The sequence below is a fragment of the Halobacillus litoralis genome (assembly GCF_020524025.1).
GTDB lineage: Bacteria > Bacillota > Bacilli > Bacillales > Halobacillaceae > Halobacillus > Halobacillus litoralis_D.
In genome coordinates this window covers 26,190-48,962 of record NZ_JAIVKN010000008.1, presented here as the reverse complement: position 1 = coordinate 48,962, position 22,773 = coordinate 26,190, and the positions used below count along the sequence as shown (strand labels likewise).

Annotated in this window: 28 protein-coding genes and 1 rRNA gene; 28 read left to right on the top strand and 1 reads right to left on the bottom strand. The window is 42.4% G+C overall.

The window, feature by feature from the left end:
- The 12 genes from rrf to rsmI all read left to right on the top strand — a co-directional run.
- Nucleotides 1-111: ribosomal RNA gene (gene rrf, locus LC036_RS18185) — 5S ribosomal RNA — on the top strand; the annotation flags it as partial.
- A 298-nt stretch (nt 112-409) separates the two neighbouring features.
- Nucleotides 410-592: a sigma factor G inhibitor Gin gene (locus LC036_RS18180; RefSeq protein WP_226586002.1), complete on the top strand. Its 183-nt coding sequence runs from the start codon at nt 410-412 to the stop codon at nt 590-592.
- Nucleotides 593-785: 193 nt separating this feature from the next.
- A complete protein-coding gene (locus LC036_RS18175) occupies nt 786-2,213 on the top strand; it encodes an aminotransferase class I/II-fold pyridoxal phosphate-dependent enzyme (protein WP_226586000.1) in 1,428 nt (475 codons plus the stop codon).
- Between the two features lie 2 nt (nt 2,214-2,215).
- Nucleotides 2,216-2,845, top strand: a complete 630-nt coding sequence (gene tmk / locus LC036_RS18170) for a dTMP kinase (RefSeq protein ID WP_226586006.1) — start codon at nt 2,216-2,218, stop codon at nt 2,843-2,845.
- Between the two features lie 55 nt (nt 2,846-2,900).
- Entirely contained in the window at nt 2,901-3,230 is a 330-nt protein-coding gene (locus tag LC036_RS18165) for a cyclic-di-AMP receptor (protein ID WP_226585989.1), read from the top strand.
- Nucleotides 3,231-3,248: 18 nt separating this feature from the next.
- Nucleotides 3,249-3,686, top strand: coding sequence for a YaaR family protein (locus tag LC036_RS18160; protein ID WP_226585980.1), 438 nt, complete (start codon nt 3,249-3,251; stop codon nt 3,684-3,686).
- A gap of 13 nt (nt 3,687-3,699) precedes the next feature.
- Nucleotides 3,700-4,686, top strand: coding sequence for a DNA polymerase III subunit delta' (holB, locus tag LC036_RS18155; protein ID WP_226585978.1), 987 nt, complete (start codon nt 3,700-3,702; stop codon nt 4,684-4,686).
- Nucleotides 4,687-4,693: 7 nt separating this feature from the next.
- Complete coding sequence (locus tag LC036_RS18150) at nt 4,694-5,521, top strand: stage 0 sporulation family protein (RefSeq protein ID WP_226585976.1); 828 nt, start codon at nt 4,694-4,696, stop codon at nt 5,519-5,521.
- A gap of 16 nt (nt 5,522-5,537) precedes the next feature.
- Complete coding sequence (gene yabA, locus LC036_RS18145; RefSeq protein ID WP_226585974.1) at nt 5,538-5,885, top strand: DNA replication initiation control protein YabA; 348 nt, start codon at nt 5,538-5,540, stop codon at nt 5,883-5,885.
- Between the two features lie 76 nt (nt 5,886-5,961).
- On the top strand, nt 5,962-6,705 hold the full coding sequence (locus LC036_RS18140) for a tRNA1(Val) (adenine(37)-N6)-methyltransferase (RefSeq protein WP_226585972.1): 744 nt from the start codon (nt 5,962-5,964) through the stop codon (nt 6,703-6,705).
- Complete coding sequence (locus tag LC036_RS18135) at nt 6,695-6,982, top strand: GIY-YIG nuclease family protein (RefSeq protein ID WP_226585965.1); 288 nt, start codon at nt 6,695-6,697, stop codon at nt 6,980-6,982. Before LC036_RS18140 ends, LC036_RS18135 begins: the two co-directional genes overlap by 11 nt.
- Nucleotides 6,960-7,844, top strand: coding sequence for a 16S rRNA (cytidine(1402)-2'-O)-methyltransferase (gene rsmI, locus LC036_RS18130; protein WP_226585963.1), 885 nt, complete (start codon nt 6,960-6,962; stop codon nt 7,842-7,844). The genes LC036_RS18135 and rsmI overlap by 23 nt, the downstream gene beginning before the upstream one ends.
- A gap of 115 nt (nt 7,845-7,959) precedes the next feature.
- Here rsmI and LC036_RS18125 read toward each other — a convergent pair whose 3' ends face one another.
- Nucleotides 7,960-8,235, bottom strand: coding sequence for an AbrB/MazE/SpoVT family DNA-binding domain-containing protein (locus LC036_RS18125; protein WP_226585961.1), 276 nt, complete (start codon nt 8,233-8,235; stop codon nt 7,960-7,962).
- 412 nt (nt 8,236-8,647) lie between these two features.
- Here LC036_RS18125 and metG point away from each other — a divergent pair, with 412 nt between their 5' ends.
- The 16 genes from metG to pth all read left to right on the top strand — a co-directional run bounded on the left by metG (nt 8,648) and on the right by pth (nt 22,690).
- Nucleotides 8,648-10,606: a methionine--tRNA ligase gene (gene metG / locus LC036_RS18120; protein ID WP_226585959.1), complete on the top strand. Its 1,959-nt coding sequence runs from the start codon at nt 8,648-8,650 to the stop codon at nt 10,604-10,606.
- A gap of 73 nt (nt 10,607-10,679) precedes the next feature.
- On the top strand, nt 10,680-11,450 hold the full coding sequence (locus LC036_RS18115; RefSeq protein WP_226585958.1) for a TatD family hydrolase: 771 nt from the start codon (nt 10,680-10,682) through the stop codon (nt 11,448-11,450).
- A gap of 214 nt (nt 11,451-11,664) precedes the next feature.
- On the top strand, nt 11,665-12,912 hold the full coding sequence (locus tag LC036_RS18110; protein ID WP_226585956.1) for a G5 and 3D domain-containing protein: 1,248 nt from the start codon (nt 11,665-11,667) through the stop codon (nt 12,910-12,912).
- Nucleotides 12,913-13,012: 100 nt separating this feature from the next.
- Nucleotides 13,013-13,576, top strand: a complete 564-nt coding sequence (gene rnmV, locus LC036_RS18105; protein ID WP_226585954.1) for a ribonuclease M5 — start codon at nt 13,013-13,015, stop codon at nt 13,574-13,576.
- Nucleotides 13,566-14,435 carry a 16S rRNA (adenine(1518)-N(6)/adenine(1519)-N(6))-dimethyltransferase RsmA gene (gene rsmA, locus LC036_RS18100; RefSeq protein ID WP_226585952.1) on the top strand — a complete coding sequence of 290 codons (870 nt, stop codon included), beginning with the start codon at nt 13,566-13,568 and terminating at the stop codon, nt 14,433-14,435. The genes rnmV and rsmA overlap by 11 nt, the downstream gene beginning before the upstream one ends.
- A gap of 69 nt (nt 14,436-14,504) precedes the next feature.
- Nucleotides 14,505-15,377 (top strand): sporulation peptidase YabG, encoded by an 873-nt coding sequence (yabG, locus tag LC036_RS18095; protein ID WP_226585950.1) that lies wholly within the window; start codon nt 14,505-14,507, stop codon nt 15,375-15,377.
- A 285-nt stretch (nt 15,378-15,662) separates the two neighbouring features.
- Nucleotides 15,663-15,923: a biofilm formation stimulator Veg gene (gene veg, locus LC036_RS18090; RefSeq protein WP_035545428.1), complete on the top strand. Its 261-nt coding sequence runs from the start codon at nt 15,663-15,665 to the stop codon at nt 15,921-15,923.
- 231 nt (nt 15,924-16,154) lie between these two features.
- Nucleotides 16,155-16,334: a small, acid-soluble spore protein, alpha/beta type gene (locus tag LC036_RS18085; RefSeq protein WP_226585948.1), complete on the top strand. Its 180-nt coding sequence runs from the start codon at nt 16,155-16,157 to the stop codon at nt 16,332-16,334.
- Nucleotides 16,335-16,346: 12 nt separating this feature from the next.
- The gene (locus LC036_RS18080) at nt 16,347-16,514 is read left to right on the top strand and encodes a hypothetical protein (RefSeq protein WP_226585946.1); all 168 of its coding nucleotides are present in this window, start codon (nt 16,347-16,349) and stop codon (nt 16,512-16,514) included.
- Nucleotides 16,481-17,347 carry a 4-(cytidine 5'-diphospho)-2-C-methyl-D-erythritol kinase gene (gene ispE, locus LC036_RS18075; protein WP_226585944.1) on the top strand — a complete coding sequence of 289 codons (867 nt, stop codon included), beginning with the start codon at nt 16,481-16,483 and terminating at the stop codon, nt 17,345-17,347. The genes LC036_RS18080 and ispE overlap by 34 nt, the downstream gene beginning before the upstream one ends.
- A gap of 61 nt (nt 17,348-17,408) precedes the next feature.
- Complete coding sequence (purR, locus tag LC036_RS18070) at nt 17,409-18,227, top strand: pur operon repressor (protein ID WP_226585942.1); 819 nt, start codon at nt 17,409-17,411, stop codon at nt 18,225-18,227.
- A 170-nt stretch (nt 18,228-18,397) separates the two neighbouring features.
- Nucleotides 18,398-18,697 carry a septation regulator SpoVG gene (gene spoVG / locus LC036_RS18065; RefSeq protein ID WP_226585940.1) on the top strand — a complete coding sequence of 100 codons (300 nt, stop codon included), beginning with the start codon at nt 18,398-18,400 and terminating at the stop codon, nt 18,695-18,697.
- A 157-nt stretch (nt 18,698-18,854) separates the two neighbouring features.
- Nucleotides 18,855-20,234 (top strand): bifunctional UDP-N-acetylglucosamine diphosphorylase/glucosamine-1-phosphate N-acetyltransferase GlmU, encoded by a 1,380-nt coding sequence (gene glmU, locus LC036_RS18060; protein WP_226585925.1) that lies wholly within the window; start codon nt 18,855-18,857, stop codon nt 20,232-20,234.
- Between the two features lie 15 nt (nt 20,235-20,249).
- The gene (locus LC036_RS18055) at nt 20,250-21,203 is read left to right on the top strand and encodes a ribose-phosphate diphosphokinase (protein ID WP_226585923.1); all 954 of its coding nucleotides are present in this window, start codon (nt 20,250-20,252) and stop codon (nt 21,201-21,203) included.
- A gap of 80 nt (nt 21,204-21,283) precedes the next feature.
- Nucleotides 21,284-21,937 (top strand): 50S ribosomal protein L25/general stress protein Ctc, encoded by a 654-nt coding sequence (locus LC036_RS18050; RefSeq protein ID WP_226585922.1) that lies wholly within the window; start codon nt 21,284-21,286, stop codon nt 21,935-21,937.
- Nucleotides 21,938-22,129: 192 nt separating this feature from the next.
- Complete coding sequence (gene pth / locus LC036_RS18045; protein WP_226585920.1) at nt 22,130-22,690, top strand: aminoacyl-tRNA hydrolase; 561 nt, start codon at nt 22,130-22,132, stop codon at nt 22,688-22,690.
- Nucleotides 22,691-22,773 lie beyond the last annotated feature (83 nt).

Genomic DNA, 22,773 nt, shown 5'->3' with positions numbered 1-22,773 from the left:
GGTGGTGAAGGCGAAGAGGTCACACCTGTTCCCATGCCGAACACAGCAGTTAAGCTCTTCAGCGCCGATGGTAGTCGGGTTTACCCCCGTGAGAGTAGGACGCCGCCACGTCAACAGCAATCCCTTCAGGATAAAAGTCCTGAAGGGATTTTTTTGTTTTATAGATATTTATAGAGTGCAAGGCGGTTCTTGCAGTTTCCCGCTTTCCGGTCCTGCAGGATGCAGGGCGTTTGATGTGGGCACAGGACCTGCCAATCATAATCGAACTTTTTTCTAATCCTTGAAGCTGTGCTTTAACTATAAAAGTTCCTGAAATTCTCTTGTTTGATGTATAGGTTTACTAGATTAGGAGATACTAAGAGTAAATCTTCTAAAAGGATGGCTAGTAACAAGAAGGGAGACGGGAGAAATGAAGAAAAAGCACCAGTGTAGTATTTGTTCAAAAGAAACGGAAAAAGGTCTTTATCTGCTTCAGGTTTTTATTTGTGAATCGTGCGAAGCTGAAATGATACAGACCTCAACGGATGATCCAAAGTATGATTACTTTGTAAAGCAAATGTCAAAAGCTCATAAATCCATGATCCCATCCTGAATTATTTAAAGTTTCTCTGGTAAACCGTAAAGAAACAACGGCACACCCATATAATAGATTGCTTAAAGAAAAAACCACTGCTCCTATGTACCACAAGGGGGAGTGGTTTTTTAATTGGTATTTAACTGAACTGGCATGTATTGCTTGTGTGGTTGAATTTAGGTACGCTTGAGTGTGGGAAGAAGGTGTTACGTTGAAGAATCTTCATGCGCCGCTTTATGATGCGCTGATGACCAATATAGGACAGGACCCGATCTCTTTTCATGTGCCGGGTCATAAGTATGGCAGAGTTTTTTACAATGCTTCTCTGCCGGGTTTCCAGTCTGTACTGGAGATGGATGCCACGGAGGTTACGGGTTTAGATGATCTGCACGCTCCAGAAGGTGTTATTAAAGAGGCCCAGGATAAGGCTGGTGAATTCTTTGGAAGTGATGAGACTTTCTTTTTAGTGAATGGAACCACCGTTGGAAATTTAGCTTTGATATTGTCTGTATGTCAGCAGGGAGATCAAGTGATTGTTCAGAGGAACTGTCATAAGTCTGTGTTAAATGGATTGGAACTCGCTGGAGCAAGCCCGGTGTTTGTGTCTCCCTCTTATGAGTCCGAGACAAACCGGTATAGTAAAGTAACAGCAGCATCCATTGAAGCAGCCCTGAAGAAGTATCCGGATAGTAAGGCTGTCATCTTAACGTATCCCGATTATTTTGGGAGAACCTTTGATTTAGGAGCCATCGCTGAGCGCGTTCACCACTATGATTTACCACTATTAATAGATGAGGCCCACGGCGTGCAGTTTCAATTAGGCGGTTTATTTCCTTCAACCGCCTTGGAAGCAGGAGCTGATGCTGTTGTACAATCCGCTCACAAAATGTCCCCCGCTATGACAATGGCTTCATATCTTCATGTTAAAGGGAAAAGGGTAAGCGTAGACCGGGTGCGTCATTATTTACAAATGCTTCAATCCAGCAGTCCATCTTATCCGCTGATGGCGAGTCTCGATCTTGCAAGGTCCTATATGGAAACATGGACGAAAGCAGATGAAGAACGCTTAATATCTTTCATTAAAGAAATAAGAGAGCTTTTTAATAACTACGAATCTTTCTGGACACTGCTTCCTTCAGGTCCGCTGGATGATCCTTTAAAACTCACCCTAGAGCCTGAAGAAATGTCTGGTTATGCTTTATCAGAAGCTTTTGAGTCCGAAGGGATCATACCTGAGATGGCTGTTTCTCATCAACTGCTGCTCGTATTGGGGTTAGAACCTACATTTTCTATAGAGGAACTGAAAACGCGGCTGTCAGCTGTTGAATCCAAATTAAAAAAAGAGAAAAACCATGCTACAATAAAACAAGATCAAATTTCGTTTCCACCAATTCAAACGCTTGAGTGGAGCTACTCCTATATGCAGACGTTACCTGAAGAGATTGTGGGTTGGGAACGGTCGGTGGGCCGCATTGCCTCAGAAGCCGTCATTCCTTATCCACCTGGTATTCCTCTGATTTTAAAAGGAGAGCGCATTTCCAAGCAGCATTATAAATACGTACAGTTGTTAATTGAACAAGGCGCACGTTTTCAGAATGCCACTATTGAAAAAGGGATACGAGTGTTTAAAGGAGAATGAATGTGAGAGGGTTGTTTGTAACATTTGAAGGCGGGGAAGGAGCTGGAAAGTCTTCCGTACTCCGCGAAATTGGAAAAGAACTGAAAAGTGAAGGGTATCAGGTTTTAGAAACAAGAGAACCTGGAGGCATCCGTATTGCAGAGAAAATAAGAGAGGTCATCCTGAACCCTTCTCATACGGAAATGGATCGGCGGACAGAGGCTCTCTTGTATGCGGCAGCCCGACGCCAGCATTTAGTTGAGAAGGTAATTCCTGCCCTTCAGGAAGGTAAAATTGTCCTCTGCGATCGTTTTCTTGATTCTAGTCTTGCCTATCAGGGGGTGGCAAGAGGAATCGGGCTGGAGGAAGTCAATGCGATTAATGAATTTGCCATTGATGACTGCATGCCGGATGTGACTCTTTTGTTTAATATAGAACCGGAACAAGGGTTAAATCGGATTATGGAAAATAAAGAACGTGAACAGAACAGGCTCGACCTTGAACATTTGGATTTTCATCAGCAAGTCTACCAGGCCTATCAGGATCTTGCTTCACGTTACCCTGACCGTATTCAAACCTTGGATGCTGGTCAATCTTTTGAAAGAGTAAAAGAAGACGCACTTCAAATTCTGCGGAATTGCCTGCCATCATGAGTTCATACCTTTTGATATAATAAACATAAAACACCCAACAGGAGGGTAATTTTTTATGAAAATGATTGTTGCAGTTGTGCAGGATAAAGATAGCAATCGTTTGACGGATGCTTTAGCAGAGAATGATTATAAAACGACCAAGCTTTCTACTACAGGGGGCTTTTTAAGAGAAGGGAATACGACATTCATGATCGGCTGTGATGATGGCGATGTCGATGATGTCCTTGACATCCTTAGAAAGAATTGCAGTCAGCGGGAGCAGATGATAGCCCCAATCTCACCAATGGGTGGGAATGCAGATTCCTATATTCCAAAGCCCGTCAAAGTAGAAGTAGGTGGCGCTACGGTCTTCGTTCTGCCTGTTGATTCCTTTTTTCAGTTTTAATACAGAAAGGGTTTCTATATGAAGATCACACAAGAAATGCGTACGCAGTTGGACGGGAAGCATAAGCAGATGAACAAGCAGTCTCAGGGGAGGATTCCTTTTGATGCAATGGTTCAATCCCAAAGTCAAAAGCTTCAGGAAGCTCAGTTGAATCGTCTCATTCATACCATTACCTCTCAGGGGGAACGGGTGGCCCGTTCCCGCTCTTTCCGTGATTTAGCTAAGTATAAGCGACTCATTAAGGATTTTATGAAAGAGTTACAGCATGGGATGAACCTCAAGCATTCTCAACATTGGAACCCTCACGGACATACACGAAAGTTAACCATAGTGGAGTGTCTGGATGAAAAGTTGAAAGACCTGACGGATGCTGTGATCGACCAGGAAAAGCGAACGGTGGATCTGCTGGGTCTCATCGGAGAGATTAAAGGTTTGCTTATCAATTTATACACTTAAGGACGGAATAACTATGCAGACATGGACAGAAATGAAAAGTATTCAACCTCTGGCTGCGCAGATGTTAATGAACAGCTTTAAGAAAGACCGGATTTCTCATGCTTATTTGTTTCAGGGGAACCGGGGAACCGGAAAACGGGAAATGAGCCTGCTATTTGCAAAAAGTATCTTCTGTAAGTTCCGGCAGGGAGCAGATCCATGTCAGGATTGTCGTGATTGTCATAGAATTGACTCGGGCAATCATCCTGACCTTCACTGGATTGAACCTGATGGTCAGTCCATTAAAAAAGACCAGATCCTTCATTTACAGAAAGAATTTACGTATACAGGTCTTGAGTCGAATCGAAAGGTTTACATTATCGTCGATGCAGAAAAGATGACAGTGAACGCTTCGAACCGGCTTCTCAAGTTTTTGGAAGAACCAAGTCAGCAGACCACAGCTATGCTTTTAACAGAGAGTGGTCCAGCCATTTTGGATACCATTCGTTCCAGGTGTCAGCTTCTGGCATTTCAGCCTTTAAATCAAAAGCGTGTGGAAGAGAAATTGATGGAAGAGGGCGTATCTTCATCAAATGCAAAGCTTCTTGCTGCTTTAACGAATAATTTAACAGAAGCACTGGAAATGAATGAAGATGAGTGGTTTGCGAATGGACGAAAATTAGTGATACAATTAATTGAAGTGCTTCAAAATAAACCAAATGAAGGACTTTTGTTTATCAATCATCAGTGGATGCCTCATTTTAAGGAACGTTCTCAGTTGCTGCGTGGCCTCGATGTATTAATGCTTTGGTTCCAAGATGTGATGAATGTACTTTTGGACCGGGAAGAATCCATCGTGTTTACGACAGAAAGAGAGAAACTGAACCAGGCTTCTATGAGATGGTCACGTCAAAAAGCAGCCCGTTCTATGTCTACAATTCTTGAGGCGAAACGAAAGATAAATCAAAATGTCCATCCTAATTTAGTGATGGAACAACTTACCCTTCAACTACAGAGGTGATGATCGTATGATCGAAGTTGTAGGTGTCCGATTTAAGCAAGCCGGTAAAGTGTACTATTTCGATCCAGGTGACCTGCAGATGACGACAGAGGACTATGTAATCGTCGAAACAGTTCGGGGGATCGAATTCGGGAAAGTTGTCCTTGCTAATAAATCCATAGATGAAGAAGACGTTGTTTTACCTCTTAAGAAAGTCATCCGTATTGCAGATGATAAAGATAAAGTAACGGTGGATGAAAACAAAGACAACGCACGTAAAGCCTACCAAGTTTGTGAGAAGAAAATTCGCGAACATAAATTGGACATGAATCTTGTCGATGTTGAATACACGTTTGACCGCAACAAAGTCATCTTCTATTTTACAGCAGATGGCCGCGTCGATTTTCGTACGCTGGTGAAAGACCTTGCTTCTGTCTTTAAGACAAGAATTGAACTAAGACAAATCGGCGTAAGAGATGAAGCAAAAATGCTTGGAGGTATCGGTCCCTGCGGACGGATGCTGTGTTGCTCAACGTTTTTAGGTGATTTCGAGCCTGTTTCAATAAAAATGGCCAAGGATCAGAATTTATCGCTGAATCCAGCGAAGATCTCTGGACTGTGCGGCCGCTTAATGTGTTGTCTCAAGTATGAGAATGATGATTATGAAAATGCGAAAAAAGAGCTTCCAGACCTCGGTGAAAATATATCAACTTCCTTTGGGAGAGGAAAAGTCGTCGGACTCAATATGTTGGAGCGTATGGTCCAAATTGAATTTCGCGACAAAGAGCGTGTCCTCGAGTACTCTTTACAAGAGCTGATTGACGAGGGAGTACTTCAAACCGAAGCCTCAGAATAAAAGGGTGGAGTCGAGCGTGAATAAGAAAGCCATATTTGAACAAGTGTCCCATTTTGAGAGTCAAATCGGAGAGCTCTATGAGCAGCTCGGCGATTTGAAAAAGCAGCTGGCTTATCTTTTGGAAGAAAACCAGCATTTATCGCTAGAAAATCATCATTTGCGACAACGATTAGAAAAAGAAAATGAAAAAGAAGAAGCATCCTCGTCCACGACTAAACAGGACAAGGGCACAGTAGTCGGCGAAGGCTATGACAACCTGGCTCGACTTTACGAAGAAGGCTTTCATATTTGTAATTTACATTTTGGCAGCCCAAGGGACGAAGACTGCTTATTCTGTTTGTCATTTTTGAATAAAAAGAAATAACTCCAGGTCCAAGCCTTTCCTTGCTCGTCCGAGGAAGGGCTCTCTTTATATCGATAGAAGAAAGGAATAAGGTTTGATGGTTCAACTATATGATGATGAGAGAATTGATTTTTTACTAGCAAAGGAAAATATGAGAATCATCCAAAGTCCCAGTGTCTTTGCCTTTTCGCTGGACGCTGTTCTGCTGGCGGATTTCACTTATGTGCCAAAGACAAGAGGAAAAATTCTCGATTTATGTACAGGAAATGGGGTCATCCCTCTATTCCTTTCCACAAGGTCAAATGTTCCGATTACTGGTGTGGAGATACAGGAAAGACTCTATGACATGGCTGTGCGGAATATCAATTTAAACCAGCTGGGGGATCAGCTCCATATGATTCACGGTGATTTAAAAGATATGCCGGCGTATTATGGAAATGATAAATTTGATCTTGTTACATGTAACCCTCCCTATTTTTCTACCCCTGAAAGTGACAGGAAAAACTTAAACGAACACTTAGCCATCGCTCGTCATGAAATCCACTGTACGTTGGATGAGGTTGTTCAATCATGCAGCAAATTAGCGAAATCCGGTGGGAAAGTGTCTATGGTTCATCGTCCCGATCGATTGATTGATATCATTGAATCATTTCGAGCGAATAAGTTAGAGCCAAAAAGAATGAGACTTGTCTATCCCAAAGAAGGAAAGGAAGCGAATATCCTGCTTATTGAAGGTGTGCGTGATGGGAAACCAGGGTTGAAGATTCTCCCTCCTCTCTATGCTTTGACAAATGAGGATGAATACACGGATGAGATAAGGGAAATTCTTTATGGAGAATAGTCACTTCGTTTATATGCTTCGCTGCAAAGATCACACGCTTTATACAGGATATACCAATAATTTAAAAGCGAGGATCGATAAGCATCAAAAAGGACAAGGAGCGAAATACACAAGAGGCCGCGGACCGCTTGTTTTAGAAGCATTTCAGACCTATCCAACAAAGTCAGAGGCTATGCAGGAAGAATATCGTCTCAAAAAGATGACGAGAGAGCAGAAAGAACAATGGATATCAACCAGGAAGGAAGGACGTCCTTTTGAAAATACAGAAGAGTTTTAGTCAGACCCAGACGAAAGGCACCTTATATATAGTTCCTACCCCTATTGGTAATTTAGAGGATATGACATATCGCTCCGTATCTATTTTAAAACAAGTAGATTTTATCGGCGCAGAGGATACACGAAACACAAAAAAATTACTGAATCATTTTGACATCACAACCCCTTTAGTTAGTTATCATGAACATAACAAACACACAAAAGGTCCACAGCTCATCGAACGTCTGCTTGGCCAGGAGGATATTGCCATTGTCAGTGATGCGGGTATGCCGGGAATATCAGATCCAGGCTCAGATTTAGTGGAAAGAGCTATTGATATGGACATTCCGGTTGTCGTCCTTCCGGGAGCCAATGCTGCTCTTCCTGCATTAGCCGGTTCAGGACTTCCAACAGAGGAATTCCATTTTTGTGGCTTTCTGCCACGTAAGAAGAAGGACCGGAAAGTGATATTAGACCGGCTTAAACCGCTTCAGGCTACATTGGTCTTTTATGAGTCACCTCATCGACTGAAGGAAATGATCTCCCACCTAAATGAAATGCTCGGGGACCGGAAAGCAACCTTGGCAAGAGAGCTGTCCAAGCGGTATGAAGAATATGTACGTGGTTCGTTATCGGAGCTGGTAGAGTGGACGAATGAACAGGAGATCCGTGGTGAGTTCTGCGTTCTTGTCGAAGGATCAGGAGAAGAGGAAGAAGCAGAAAAAGAGAGTTGGTGGTCTCATTTGTCTGTAATTGACCACGTTGAACATTATATGAACACAGACAACATGAAGAATAAAGATGCCATTAAGCAGACGGCACTTGATCGGAAGCTGCCTAAAAGAGAAGTTTATCAAGCTTACCATGTTGATCGTGAAACATAAGAAAATCCCTTACTGTCAGGCCTGTAAACAGTAAGGGATTTATTTAACATATGTCTATTTTCTTTTTTTCTATTAACCAGTTTGTCGCCTGTCTATTTATTTATCTCTATATTATTTATTTAAGGTTGTCTTGTAGTTCCTGCAAAAGCATTTGAGCGCCTTCTTTGCTAAGAACCAGGTTGCCATTGGCAAGTTTCATATTACCATCAGAAACTTCCCCAGTAATATGACAAGTCATATTAGGTTTGTATTTCTTAAGAACGATGCGGTCATCGTCCACATAAATTTCAAGTGCGTCCTTTTCATTGATCCCCAATGTGCGACGCAGCTCGATCGGAATAACCACACGACCAAGTTCGTCGACTTTACGTACGATACCTGTAGATTTCATTTTTCTGTCTCCCCTCAATCAAAAGTTTAATCGCCATGTTTCGACATATGTCTCGACACTATAGTACCAACCATTCCCAGACGTGTCAATTCCTAAAAGGTCTGTAGAGATTTCCAGAAACACATACTGAGGGAGGTATATAAAAAGGGGTGAAAAGCGACATGTACAGGCCTGCCTCTTCCTCCCTTTTTGACGGGGTTTCCATTTATGGATAGTTTATCCAACGGTGTGGTTGTACATTATATTTTACCAGAGTATTTACAGATGTTAAACAAATATGTTTGTTACTTTTGACAGTTTTACTTCTTATTCGGTATATTTTAATGTTAGGAATGGAAATAAAGAAGATAAATCGATAGAATGAGACCATGGCCTTTTTAGGCGTATCGAAGATTTATGAGGAGGGAACAGGATGCCTGAGGAAAACAAGACATTTTATATTACAACACCTATTTATTACCCAAGTGGTAATTTGCATATTGGACATGCCTACACGACTGTTGCGGGAGATGCAATGGCCCGTTATAAGCGCTTAAGAGGATACGATGTCATGTATTTGACGGGAACAGATGAACATGGACAGAAGATCCAGCGAAAAGCAGAGGAAAAAGGCGTAGCTCCGCAGGAATATGTAGATGAAATTGTCAGCGGCATTAAACAGCTTTGGGATAAGCTGGACATTTCCTATGATGATTTTATCCGTACGACCCAGGATCGTCACAAAAAAGTAGTCGAAAAAATCTTTGATTACTTAATGAAAAAAGGTGACATTTATCTAGACGAATATGAAGGCTGGTATTGTACATCCTGTGAATCTTTCTTCACAGAACGTCAGCTTGACGATCAACACTGCCCGGACTGCGGTGGTGAGGTTGAAAAAGTAAAAGAAGAATCTTACTTCTTTAAGATGAGCAACTATGTGGATCAACTGCTTGAATTTTACGAGAAAAATCCAACATTCATCCAGCCGGAAAGCCGTAAGAATGAAATGATTAATAACTTCATTAAGCCAGGGCTTGAAGACCTTGCTGTATCGAGGACGACGTTTGACTGGGGCGTCGGCGTTCCTGGTAATGAAAAGCATGTCATCTATGTATGGATTGATGCTCTAAGCAACTACATTACCGCACTTGGTTACGATAGTGATGATGATTCACGCTATCAAAAGTTCTGGCCTGCTGATGTGCAGCTTGTCGGTAAGGAAATTGTAAGGTTCCATACCATTTACTGGCCGATCATGTTGATGGCATTGGATCTGCCGCTGCCGAAGAAAGTATTTGCTCATGGATGGATTCTAATGAAAGATGGCAAGATGTCCAAGTCAAAAGGAAACGTTGTTGATCCAGTTCAATTGAGCGACCGCTATGGTCTGGATGCTTTACGGTACTACCTTCTTCGTGAAGTGCCATTCGGTTCAGATGGTGTCTTCACACCAGAAGCTTTTGTTGAGCGTACAAACTATGATCTGGCGAATGATTTAGGAAATCTACTGAACCGTACAGTTGCGATGATCAGTAAGTATTTCGATGGTGAAATTCCTGCCCTGACTTCAGGAGAAAATGAGTACGATCAAAGTCTTCAAACATTAGCTGAAGAGACACGCTGCTCTCTTGAAGAATCGCTTGAAAACATGGAGTTTTCTGTAGCGCTTTCTAACTTGTGGAAGTTCATCAGCCGGACAAACAAATATATTGATGAAACTCAACCGTGGGTATTAGCTAAGGATGAGAGCCAAAAAGAACGTCTGGGTAATGTAATGGCACACTTGGCAGAGGCACTCCGTCATACAGCGATTATGCTGCAGCCTTTCCTTACACAAACTCCGGAACGGATCTTCCAGCAGCTTGGTGTAACGGAAGAGTCGTACAAAGCCTGGGATAGTCTGGACACATTTGGTATTCTTCCTGCAGGGACGCAGGTTCAAAAAGATCAGCCGATTTTCCCTCGTCTGGATGCAGAAGAGGAGACGCAGATCATTAAAGAAATGATGAAAAAACCAGCTCCTCAAAAAGAAGAGAAACAAGAAGAGAAGAAAAATGATCTGGCTGAAGAAGTAACGATTGATGACTTTATGAAACTCGATTTCCGTGTCGCTGAGGTCTTGAAAGTGGATAAAGTGAAAAAAGCAGATAAACTACTGAAAATACAGCTGGACCTGGGTTTTGAACAGCGTCAAGTCGTATCAGGTATAGCGGAGCACTACACTGCTGAGGAACTTGTCGGCAGGAAAGTCATCTGCGTAGCCAACCTAAAACCGGTTAAGCTTCGTGGAGAATTATCAGAAGGCATGATCCTTGCTGGTGAGGATCATGGTCAGTTATCCCTGGCATCTGTTGACCAGACGCTTAGTAATGGGACAAAAGTGAAATAACAAGGATGAAAAAAGGGAAAGCTCTTATCAGCGCTTTCCCTTTTCCAATGAATGTAGAAAGGTGGAGAAACTTATGCTTTTTGATACACACGTCCATTTAAACGCAGATCAGTTTGAAGAGGATTTAGAGCAGACGATTGAACGTGCCCATGAAGCGGGTGTTCAATATATGACGGTTGTGGGTTTCGATCGAAAGACAATTCCTAAGGCGATTGAAATTGCAGAAACGTACGATCACATTTATGCTGCTGTCGGATGGCATCCCGTTGATGCTGTAGACATGACAGAAGCGGATTTAGACTGGATTGAAGAGCTTTCCTTACATCCAAAAGTCGTGGCGATTGGTGAAATGGGGCTTGATTACCATTGGGACAAATCACCTGCTGATGTTCAAAAGGAAGTGTTTCGTAAACAAATCCGCCTGGCTAAAAAGGTGAACATGCCAATCATTATCCACAACCGTGAAGCAACCGATGATATTGTTGAGATCTTAAAAGAAGAAGAGGCTTCAGAAGTAGGCGGGATTATGCACTGCTACAGCGGTCCGGTGGAAACAGCGAAAGAGTGTATTGATATGAACTTTATGATTTCTCTGGGTGGTCCTGTCACCTTTAAAAATGCAAAGTTACCAAAAGAAGTAGCAGAAGCCATCGATCTTAAGCATTTGCTGATAGAAACTGACTGCCCATTTCTAGCTCCGCATCCTAATCGGGGAAAGAGAAATGAACCGGCTTATGTTCAGTTGGTAGCAGAACAAATTGCAGAGCTAAAAGGGATTTCGTATGAAGAAGTTAGTCAAGTTACGACGTCGAATGCTCTCGAATTTTTCCGCATTCAAGCGTAATTTAGGGGGCTAAGGTCTCAATATTACAAAACATGTAGAATTGTATGGGAATTGTAACACGTTTGTTATGTTAATCAACTAGGTAAAATAGCATAATAGAGAAGTCAGTGATGGTCTACTGGCTTCTCTTTTTTTTTTTGGAAGAGAAATCTAGTTGACTTCAATTTGTCACTTGACTACAATAAAACGCGTGCTTTAGAGAGGAGGCCGAAGGATGAAAATAGGAAATATGTTAAAATCGTTCATATCAAACATGAAGATTTGGGCAGCACTGTTTGCCGTCCTATGCATCGCCTTTTTAGTTACCGTTTCATTTGAAGCTACCAAAGCTTCAGTTCAAGTGACTCACAACGGAAATACAGAACTCATACGTACTCATGCAGATACCGTCAGTGATTTACTTTCTGAACTTGATATCACGGTTCATCAGCATGACGAACTATCACATAAATTATCAGATCCAGTAGAGTTTGGGATGGATGTTGAATACATAGCATCTAAGTCTATTAATCTAGCTGTTGATCAAAATGCTAAAGAAGAATATTACACGACGGCTTCTACAATAGGAGAATTTCTTGAAGAACAGGACCTTGATGTAAAAGAGAGGGATAAAATCTCTCATGCGTTTGATGCTCCTGTACAAAACGGAATGGATATCCAAGTTGACAAGGCCTTTCAAGTCACCCTCAATGATGGAGGAGACGAGAAAAAAGTTTGGACGACAGGTGTCACGGCTGAAACGTTCATTTCTAATCAGGGAATTACACTCAACGAACTCGATGAGATGAACTATTCTACAGATGAACGGATAACCGAAGATTCACCGCTTACCATTACACGAGTGGAGAAGGTGACCGACATCGTCGAGGAAGAAGTCGATTATTCCGTAAAAACTAAAAAAGATGATTCATTACCTAAAGGTGAGAAGAAAGTTTTGGAATCAGGAGAAAAAGGCCTGATTACGAAGAAATATGAAGTCATTATAAAGAATGGTAAAGAAGCAAGTCGCGAGTTAGTTGAAGAGACTGTGGAAAAAGAGAGCCAGACACAAGTAGTAGCGCTGGGGACGAAAGTCGAGAAAAAAGCGCCAGTTGCAGCACCTGCTTCCAAAAGTTCTTCCAATTCAGCATCTGAAGCATCAACGAATGTTTCAAGAGGAAACACAAGTGCTTCGAAAACCCTTTATATGCATGCCACGGCCTATACAGCTAATTGTGCAGGGTGTTCAGGAATTACGGCCACAGGAATTAACTTGAAAGCAAATCCCAACAAAAAAGTGGTAGCTGTAGATCCAAGCGTGATTCCTTTAGGGAGTCGTGTCTGGGTTGAAGGATACGGATACGCTGTTGCTGGAGATACTGGTGGAGCTATTAACGGAAGCCGGATTGACCTCTTTGTTCCTTCGAAGAGCGAAGCGCTTAGGTTTGGCTCGCGGAATGTAAAAGTTAAAATATTGGATTAATAAAGACAGCAGAGGAAGAACTCCTCTGCTTTTTTCCGTGTATAGACTCATGGTATGCTATGAAAAGATGAATGTGGGAACGATACAGGGGGAAAAGACCTTGAGAATAAAAGAAGTGATCGTTGTGGAAGGAAAAGATGATACGGCAAAGATTAAGTCAGCTGTTCTGGCCGATACCATTGAAACAAATGGGTCGGCTATTGATGATATGGTGCTGGAGCAGATTAAGCATGCCCAGGAGAAGCGGGGAGTAATTATTTTTACAGATCCGGACTATCCCGGCGAGCGAATCAGGCATATCGTCACCCAGCACGTCCCGAATTGTAAACACGCATTTCTTCCTAAAGATTTGGCGAGAGCCAAGCATGATAAGGGAATTGGTATTGAGCATGCCTCTATTGAAGATATACAAACAGCGCTCTCATCTGTGTATGAATTGGTAGATGAAGAAAAGGGAGAAATTACGAAAGATGACCTTATTTATTTTGGTCTTATCGGCGGACCCGGGTCAGCTGTGCTTCGTGAAAAGCTGGGACGAAACTTGAAAATAGGAAAAACCAACGGGAAGCAGCTGCTGAGACGGCTGAACATGTTCCACATTACTCCCGAACAACTAAAAGACGTGATGAATGAGATTTTGCAGGAGGAAAGAGATGAACACTAAACCAATAGCAACACCTACAAGAACAAAAGAGATTCTACAGACCTATGGCTTTTCCTTTAAGAAAAGTCTCGGACAAAATTTTATCATTGATGTTAACATTTTAAAGAATATTATCGGAGAAGCCGGGATTGATTCATCAGCCGGGGCTATTGAGATTGGTCCGGGAATCGGTGCTTTGACGGAACAAATAGCCAAGCATGCCGATCGTGTTGTCGCTTTTGAAATTGATCAGCGTCTGCTGCCGATTTTAGAGGATACTTTAGGGGATTATGACAATGTCTATGTGATGAATCAGGATATCTTATCAGCAGATGTGGAAAGAGTAGTGGCTGATCAGTTTAAGAAGGGGCAGAAAGTCCGTGTCGTAGCGAACCTGCCCTACTATATTACAACGCCTATTCTGATGAAGCTCCTTATGGATCGCCTGCCGATTGACAGTATTACAGTCATGATTCAAAAAGAAGTAGCTGACCGGATGGCTGCGAGTCCGAACACGAAAAGTTACGGATCTCTTTCGATTGCTGTCCAGTACTATACAGAGGCGAAGGTTGTATTAAATGTACCGAAGACCGTATTTATGCCTCAACCAAACGTTGATTCTTCAGTCCTTCACTTGGAAATGAGAGACGAGCCACCTGTCCAGGTAGAAGATGAGGACTATTTTTTCGATGTTGTTAAAGCCACCTTCGGACAACGTAGAAAAACATTGATGAATAACTTAGCCCGTCATTTCAAAGGTGAGATGGATAAAAGCGAAATTCGTACACGATTGGATGAAGCAGGTATTGACCCTTCCCGTCGCGGAGAATCATTAACAATGGAAGAATTCGCCCAGTTAGCCAATATTCTTTATAAGTAATATTCCATAGACACAAAGCCCATGTTCTCACATACACTACAGTAGTGTTTAGAGTGAGGTGGGGAAGTGATGATTTCAACGGGAGATCTTGTAACAAGGAAGTCGTATCAGCATGACATTATTTTTCGGGTGCAGACAAAAACGGCTTCAATGGTTACATTGATGGGAGAACACGTACGACTTGAAGCCGATGCACCGCTTGATGATATTGAAAAAGTGACCGGAGCTGAATACCATAGAAGAAAAAGGAAAGTGGATGAACAGGAAGCCTATTCCTATCGACTTTTTCGGCAGGATTACAGGCTGCTGAGGGAAAAGCGAGAGGCTGAAGCAGGAAGTGGGTACGCAAGTAAGGAAGAAACAAATTACTTCCAAATCCCTCCCCGTATTCTTCATATTGATGGGGACCCATTATTCTTGAAAAAATGTATTGCTCTATATGAGCAGTTAGGGCTGCAGGTTCATGGTCAGTACCTTCATGAAAAAGAGATGCCGGACCAAGTCCTGCCTTTAATAGAAAAAGTACACCCGGAAATTGTCGTCTTAACAGGACATGACTCGTACTCTAAAGCAAAAGGATCGGTGAGGGAGTTAGAGTCCTACCGCCATTCCCGGTATTTTGTAGAAGCGGTAAGAAATATAAGGCGGAAATATCCAAACTTTGACCAATTGGTTGTATTTGCAGGGGCCTGTCAGTCCCACTTTGAGTCTATTATACGAGCGGGAGCTAATTTTGCCAGCTCGCCAGCCCGCGTGAATATCCATGCAATCGATCCGGTTTATGTAGCGGCCAGGGTGGCTTATACCTCCTTTATGGACCATATCAACATATGGGAAGTGATCCGGAATACCATTAGTGGACAGGATGGACTTGGAGGAATAGAGACAAAAGGGCTGCTTCGAATAGGTATTCCTTATACAGAAAACCAAGAAGAGTTATAACCGTTGTTTCTTCAAGAAACAACGGCTTTTTTTGTGTTTGCTGTATGACGGCCCCCTTTTTCAGGCACCTTCAGATCTCAATTATATATAGAAAAAAGGCACGCATTAGATCATGGAGATTTTTAAATAAATTATACATACTTTTTCATGCATTGGATAACCTAACCAGGACGGATTATTTATATCATTCTGTTGCATTGTTTTTCGCATGTTGGTATAATTGAATATTTTATTTGACTTTGTCCGTTAACCGTGATAAGATAAAATACAGTGAGGTGGAGTGCAGTGGCTAAAACGTTAGTAGAAATCAAGCAATCCCTTGAAGGGCAGATTGGTAAACGTCTAACATTGAAAGCAAATGGTGGACGTCGAAAAACAATTGAACGTTCCGGTATTCTGGCAGAAACTTATCCTGCTGTTTTCATTGTAGAACTGGACCAAGAAGAAAATGCTTTTGAACGTGTATCATACAGCTATGCAGATGTACTTACAGAGACAGTCGAACTAAACTTCGACGACCTACAAACTATGGCACTTGAGCAGTGAACCTTCCGTTTGCTGCTTTTTTATTTTGTCTTGTTTTCGTTGAACCATTCATGATTTGACTGGATTTATCCATTAAGATGCCAAAGGTTAACGAGTCTGGCGCTGTTTGTCTGCATTCAAACGTTCTAGAATTAAATTCCATAAATACATACAAATCCCTTGCACATTGCAGAGGAATTTACACATACTAACGTTGTCGTAGCTGAGTGAAAGCGAAAGGAGCTGAAGACGATGGGACGTAAGCGCAGCATGATGTCCGATTCGTTGAAGGAAGAGATCGCGAGAGAGCTTGGGTTTTACGACAAGGTAGAGAAAGACGGATGGGGCGGCATCACTGGGCGCGATGCCGGTAATATGGTAAAACGAGCCATTCAAATGGCAGAAGAACAAATGGTGAAAAGCCAGAACTGAACACTCCCCTTGGTGCTTCTGCATCAAGGGGTTTTTATACATATAGGTGTACCTTCAAAGAAGGCAGGTAGAATCGGTCTGGTCGCTCTTTTAGACGAGAAATATGGTACAATGCTTTCAGATAATCTTGAAGATGAGGTGCTTGCATGCAAATACTTGAAAAAGCTCCTGCGAAAATAAATTTGTCGCTAGATGTTTTATACAAACGTGCGGACGGGTTTCATGAAGTAGAAATGGTCATGACGACTGTAGATCTAGCTGATCGCATAGAACTGACACTTCTTCAGAGTGGAGATATCAAAGTGGAGTCCGAAAGCAGGTTCGTTCCAAATGATGAACGCAACTTAGCATATCGTGCTGCCAAATTGCTCAAAGATCGATTCCAAGTGAAAGAGGGCGTCAAAATATTTATTGAAAAGAATATCCCAGTCGCAGCTGGTCTGGCCGGAGGGAGCAGTGATGCTGCTGCTGTATTACGAGGGGTCAACCGGATGTGGAATCTTGGTCTTTCTATGGATGAGCTTGCTGACCTTGGTGCAGAGATTGGTTCGGATGTATCTTTTTGTGTTCATGGAGGAACAGCTTTAGCTACAGGCCGTGGAGAGAAAGTGAAGGCCCTGCCAGCTCCGCCCCCCTGCTGGGTGGTGTTGTCTAAACCGACCATTGGTGTCTCAACGCAGACCGTTTATCAACGGCTCGATTTAAAAAAAGCCGAACATCCTGATACGGAAGCTATGGTCCATTCATTAAAAAAAGGCGACTATCGCGGGATTTGTTCTCATGTAGGAAACACCCTTGAGGGGGTAACGTTAGGATTACATGAGGAAGTTGGACAAATTAAAGAGCAGATGAAACAGGCGGGTGCGGATGCCGTACTCATGAGTGGAAGCGGACCGACTGTTTTCTGCCTGGTTGAACATGATGCGCGCGCGCAGCGTATTTATAACAGCCTGAAAGGTTTTTGTACGGAAGTTTATATGGTAAGGATGCTTGGATACCAAGAAACCTCTTGATAAATTCCGTACAAATCTGTTATATTTATAGAAAACATTCGGATTTTGAGGTGTCCTTACTATGAAAAGAAGTGAAAGGCTTGTCGCGATGACTCATTTTATTCTTGATCGACCAAGAGAGTTAATATCTCTTCCATATTTCTCCGAGAAGTATGAAGCAGCGAAGTCATCAATCAGTGAAGATCTTGGAATTATTAATAAGATGTTCAAGCATGAAGGGATTGGCTATTTGGAGAGCGTTTCCGGTGCTGCAGGCGGAGTGAAATATATCCCTGTATTTTCACAGGAATACAGCCGCACCTTTGTGAGTGAACTTTGTGATAAGTTGGAGGATCCTGAAAGGCTGCTTCCAGGTGGCTACTTATTTATGAGTGATATCCTTGGGGATCCGGAAACTACGCGGAATATCGGGCGTTTGTTTGCTTCTGCTTTTAGAGACAAAAACGTCGATGTTGTCATGACAGTGGCTACAAAAGGAATTCCTCTTGCTTATGCGGTGGCTTCGTATTTGAATGTTCCTGTTGTCATCGCCAGACGGGATCCTAAAATCTCTGAAGGATCTACTGTAAGTATCAATTATGTATCTGGATCCACCCGCAAGATTCAAACCATGGTTTTAACAAAGCGTTCTCTGGAGCAGGGATCAAGAGTCTGCATCATCGATGATTTTATGAAAGCAGGCGGTACGATTAACGGAATGCGCAACTTGTTAAAAGAATTTGACGCTGAACTTGCTGGAATTGGTGTGTTGGCAGAAGCTGAAGATGAAGAAGAAGATCGTGTCGTTGAGGAGTACCTTTCACTCGTACAAATAGTAAATGCGGATGAACGGCAGTCATCCATTGAAGTTCGACCGGGAAATCTCCTGGAAAATATCTGATTCTTAATGGCCTTCATGCTTTCGTATGGGGGCTTTTTTCATGCGAAAAACCATAATTTACAATTGAAGCTTATAAAAATTAAAATTTTTTAGAAAATAAGCAGGAATTTTTCCCGTTTTGTGGAATTTGTGTTACATAAGTTCTTTTGTATAAAAGGTGGTGAATTCTAATGGAAGTAACTGACGTAAGACTGCGACGCGTGAATACTGATGGAAGAATGCGAGCAATTGCTTCTATTACCTTGGATCAGGAGTTTGTTGTCCATGACATACGGGTGATTGATGGCAACAATGGTTTATTCGTAGCAATGCCAAGTAAGCGGACTCCAGATGGTGAGTTCAGAGACATTGCGCACCCGATCAATTCAGGTACACGTGGAAAGATTCAGGATGCTGTACTTGAAGCCTATCACCAGGCCGGTGAGGAGGAAGAAGCAGAGGTGGAATTCGAAGAAGCCGGTGCTTCTTAATACTTACGAACACCAAGAGTCTAACCTTTAAGGTTAGGCTCTTTTTTAGCATCCATAAACCTTTTGTGAAAAACGTTCATCCATTATCCTCTATTGTTGAAATCAGCTTGTGATTAAGATATGATTCAAAGTGGATAATTAGGATGGAGGTACTTTCATGACTAATCGATATGCTGTTGTACTGGCAGCTGGACAAGGCACGCGTATGAAATCAAAACTATATAAAGTTTTGCATCCTGTATGCGGAAAACCTATGGTCCAGCATGTTGTAGACCAATTGAATACATTAGACTTAAAAGAATTGATTACTGTTGTAGGTTTTGGTGCGGAAAAAGTCCAGGACCAGCTTGGGGAAGACAGCCATTATGTCGTCCAGGAAGAACAGCTTGGGACCGGACATGCTGTTTTGCAGGCAGATAAGATTCTTGCAGATAAAGAAGGAACAACGGTTGTAGTATGTGGAGATACACCACTGCTGACGGGCGAAACCCTGCAAAAGCTTCTGGATCATCATGATCGTGAAGAAGCAAAAGCTACGATTCTAACCGCGCATGCAGAAGACCCTCACGGATATGGCCGTGTCATTCGTGGTGGGAATGGTCAGGTTGAACGGATTGTGGAGCAGAAGGATGCTTCAGATGAAGAGCAGGCCATTCAGGAAATTAATACTGGAACGTACTGCTTTGATAATGCCATGCTTTTTGAAGCGCTGAAAAATGTATCCAATGATAACGTGCAGGGAGAATATTACCTTCCGGATGTCATTGAGATATTAAAAGGTCAAGGCGAAACCATCAGTGCTTATCAAACCCCTGTGTTTTCTGAATCACTTGGGGTAAACGATCGTGTTGCATTAGCTAAAGCAGAAAAGTTAATGAAAAACCGTGTGAACGAGCAACATATGAGAAATGGTGTGACGTTGGTGGATCCGGATCAAACGTATATCGGACCTGATGTTACTATTGGTCAAGATGTTGTTATTTATCCAGGGTGTATATTAGAAGGACAAACAACGATTGAGAATGATGCTGTTGTAGGTCCTCATACGACACTTACCAACTGTCATGTTGGATCACAAACCACGATCAAGCAGAGTGTTGCGACGGATAGTCAAATTGGAGAGCGGGTCCAGGTTGGTCCTTTCGCCCATATTCGACCACAATCCTCTCTTGGGAACGACGTAAAAATCGGGAACTTCGTGGAAGTGAAGAAGGCCGAGTTAGGAAACGAAAGTAAGGTCTCTCATTTAAGCTATATTGGAGATGCAGAAGTCGGAAATGGTGTGAACATCGGTTGTGGTACAATAACTGTGAATTACGACGGAGAAAAGAAATATTTGACGACTATTGAAGATGATGCGTTTATTGGTTGTAATTCAAACTTAATCGCACCTGTAACCGTAGGGAAAGGCGCATATGTTGCCGCTGGATCTACTATTAATCAAGACGTACCGTCAGAGGCTTTGTCCATCGCCCGTTCCCGCCAGACGAATAAAGAAGGCTATGCAAGTAAAATGAAATCGATCAAAAAAGATTAACGGAGGGTAACATCCATGTCAACTGGATATAAAGATTCAAAACTTAAAGTATTCTCACTGAACTCAAATCCTGGGTTAGCTAAGGAAATTGCTGATAACATCGGAGTCGAACTAGGAAAATGTACAGTCACGAGCTTTAGTGACGGAGAAATTCAAATCAACATCGAAGAAAGTATCCGTGGATGCGATGTGTACATTGTCCAGTCTACAAGTGAGCCGGTCAATCAACACATCATGGAACTCTTAATCATGATCGATGCACTGAAACGTGCTTCTGCACGTACCATTAACGTTGTTATGCCTTATTATGGCTATGCTCGTCAAGATCGCAAAGCCCGCGCCCGTGAACCAATTACGGCTAAATTAATTGCTGATCTGTTAGAAACAGCTGGAGCCTCCCGTGTGCTTATGCTGGATCTTCACGCGCCGCAAATTCAAGGATTCTTCAATCTGCCTATTGATCACTTAGTAGGCGTGCCGATTCTTTCCGACTACTTTGAAGAGAAAAACTTTGATGACGTCGTGGTTGTATCTCCGGACCATGGCGGTGTTACACGTGCCCGTAAGATGGCCGACCGTCTGAAAGCACCGATTGCAATTATCGATAAACGCCGTCCTCGACCGAACGTTGCTGAAGTCATGAATATCGTTGGTAATATTGAAGGTAAAACAGCGATTCTTATTGATGATATTATTGATACAGCTGGAACAATTACGCTTGCAGCCAATGCGCTTATTGAAAATGGAGCAACGGAAGTTTATGCTTGCTGTACGCACCCGGTGTTGTCCGGACCTGCGATTGAGCGTATTGATAATTCCAAGATTAAAGAGCTTGTCGTAACGAATACGATTCCACTTGGAGAAGAAAAAGCGAGTGAAAAAATTACAGAGCTATCTGTTGCCGGCTTGATCAGTGAAGCCATCATTCGCGTTCATGAACGTCAATCCATTAGTATTTTATTTGATTAATTTTCAGTTTTTAGGTTTAACTCTTGCGTATAACGGGAAACTGTTATAAATGATTGGTAAATTACTGGAGGTTGATTAATTTGGCTACTACATTAAAAGCAAATCAAAGACAAAATCTCAAACAATCCGTTACTCGTGAAATACGCTTGGAAGGAAATGTTCCGAGTGTAGTGTACGGGAAGGATAAAGAACCGATCACGGTTGCTGTTAACAGCATAGAGTTACTTAAGACTGTTCGTGATGAAGGGAAGAATGCGATTATTTCCCTTGATATCGAAGGTAAAGATACGGTCGACGTTATGCTGCATGAATATCAAGTCGATCCTTTAAGAGATGAATTGATTCATGCTGATTTCTACATCGTTAACATGTCTCAGGAGATGGACGTTGAAGTTCCTGTCCACCTTGAAGGGGAAGCGATTGGAAGCAAAGACGGCGGTGTCGTTCAGCAGCCATTATATGAGCTGGCTGTTCGTGCTAAACCGGCGGATATTCCAGAAGAAATTCTCGTGGACATCTCTGAACTGAATATTGGAGACAGCATCATGGTCAGTGATTTGAAAGCGAGTCGCAGCTATGAAATTACTGAAGATGAGAATACGACTATCGTATCTGTCACTCCACCGGAAGAAATGCCGGAAGAGCCGGATACCGAGAATGCGGATGCTGAACCTGAAGTCATCAATGAGAAGTCTGATGAAGACGAGAATGAATCCGAAGAGACAAACGAATAAAATGAAATCTAAGGAAAGGGCGTGGCCGATTAGGCCCCGCCCTTTTCTGCGTTTAAGAATGATGGTTAAGGGGATTGTATAAACAAACGTTTCCCTTGGGATTTTATAACCTCAAACGGTTTTTGACATTATTTTTGCTGAGGCTCTGATATAATTAGGGTATGAGTACAAAGAGAGTAAAGGAAGTTACGTATGAAATGTATAGTAGGTCTTGGAAATCCAGGTAAGAAGTATGAACAGACGCGTCATAATGTTGGTTTTATGACCGTTGATGAGTGGGCAGATCAAAACAATTGGTCTGTGACTCAGAAGAAGTTTAACGGGTTATATACAATGGAGCGTATAGGGGGAGAGAAAGTGATCCTCTTAAAGCCCCAGACATACATGAATTTATCGGGTGAGTCATTACGTCCTCTTATGGAATACTACAACATTGATGTGGAGGATGTATTGGTCGTTTATGATGACTTGGATCTGGCTCCTGGAAAAATTCGATTACGTAAAAAAGGTGGACACGGAGGACATAACGGCATTCGCAATATTATCGACCAGCTTGGTACAAAAGAATTCAAGCGCCTGCGTATCGGAGTCGGGCGTCCGCATGGTTCTAAAACGGTCATTGATCATGTCCTGGGTACGTTTAATAAAGAGGAGCAGGCTGCTGTAAAAGAAAGTATTGATTATGCTGTACAGGCGTGTGAATCCTGGGTGAACCACTCTTTTGATAAAGTAATGAATGATTATAATATGTAGGAATGAAAGAGAGGCATCTCTCATCGTATAACTCGGACCAATGACGGTAAAACTATCTACCATCACCCCTTCAAGGAGGATGG

Excerpts from the sequence above, each read along its gene's own strand:
- LC036_RS18180 (WP_226586002.1), top strand. The coding sequence starts at position 410 with ATGAAGAAAAAGCACCAGTGTAGTATTTGTTCAAAAGAAACGGAAAAA.
- LC036_RS18165 (WP_226585989.1), top strand. The coding sequence starts at position 2,901 with ATGAAAATGATTGTTGCAGTTGTGCAGGATAAAGATAGCAATCGTTTG.
- LC036_RS18160 (WP_226585980.1), top strand. The coding sequence starts at position 3,249 with ATGAAGATCACACAAGAAATGCGTACGCAGTTGGACGGGAAGCATAAG.
- holB (WP_226585978.1), top strand. The coding sequence starts at position 3,700 with ATGCAGACATGGACAGAAATGAAAAGTATTCAACCTCTGGCTGCGCAG.
- LC036_RS18150 (WP_226585976.1), top strand. The coding sequence starts at position 4,694 with ATGATCGAAGTTGTAGGTGTCCGATTTAAGCAAGCCGGTAAAGTGTAC.
- LC036_RS18140 (WP_226585972.1), top strand. The coding sequence starts at position 5,962 with ATGGTTCAACTATATGATGATGAGAGAATTGATTTTTTACTAGCAAAG.
- LC036_RS18135 (WP_226585965.1), top strand. The coding sequence starts at position 6,695 with ATGGAGAATAGTCACTTCGTTTATATGCTTCGCTGCAAAGATCACACG.
- LC036_RS18125 (WP_226585961.1), bottom strand. The coding sequence starts at position 8,235 with ATGAAATCTACAGGTATCGTACGTAAAGTCGACGAACTTGGTCGTGTG.
- metG (WP_226585959.1), top strand. The coding sequence starts at position 8,648 with ATGCCTGAGGAAAACAAGACATTTTATATTACAACACCTATTTATTAC.
- LC036_RS18115 (WP_226585958.1), top strand. The coding sequence starts at position 10,680 with ATGCTTTTTGATACACACGTCCATTTAAACGCAGATCAGTTTGAAGAG.
- LC036_RS18110 (WP_226585956.1), top strand. The coding sequence starts at position 11,665 with ATGAAAATAGGAAATATGTTAAAATCGTTCATATCAAACATGAAGATT.
- rsmA (WP_226585952.1), top strand. The coding sequence starts at position 13,566 with ATGAACACTAAACCAATAGCAACACCTACAAGAACAAAAGAGATTCTA.
- yabG (WP_226585950.1), top strand. The coding sequence starts at position 14,505 with ATGATTTCAACGGGAGATCTTGTAACAAGGAAGTCGTATCAGCATGAC.
- LC036_RS18085 (WP_226585948.1), top strand. The coding sequence starts at position 16,155 with ATGGGACGTAAGCGCAGCATGATGTCCGATTCGTTGAAGGAAGAGATC.
- ispE (WP_226585944.1), top strand. The coding sequence starts at position 16,481 with ATGCAAATACTTGAAAAAGCTCCTGCGAAAATAAATTTGTCGCTAGAT.
- purR (WP_226585942.1), top strand. The coding sequence starts at position 17,409 with ATGAAAAGAAGTGAAAGGCTTGTCGCGATGACTCATTTTATTCTTGAT.
- spoVG (WP_226585940.1), top strand. The coding sequence starts at position 18,398 with ATGGAAGTAACTGACGTAAGACTGCGACGCGTGAATACTGATGGAAGA.
- glmU (WP_226585925.1), top strand. The coding sequence starts at position 18,855 with ATGACTAATCGATATGCTGTTGTACTGGCAGCTGGACAAGGCACGCGT.
- LC036_RS18055 (WP_226585923.1), top strand. The coding sequence starts at position 20,250 with ATGTCAACTGGATATAAAGATTCAAAACTTAAAGTATTCTCACTGAAC.
- pth (WP_226585920.1), top strand. The coding sequence starts at position 22,130 with ATGAAATGTATAGTAGGTCTTGGAAATCCAGGTAAGAAGTATGAACAG.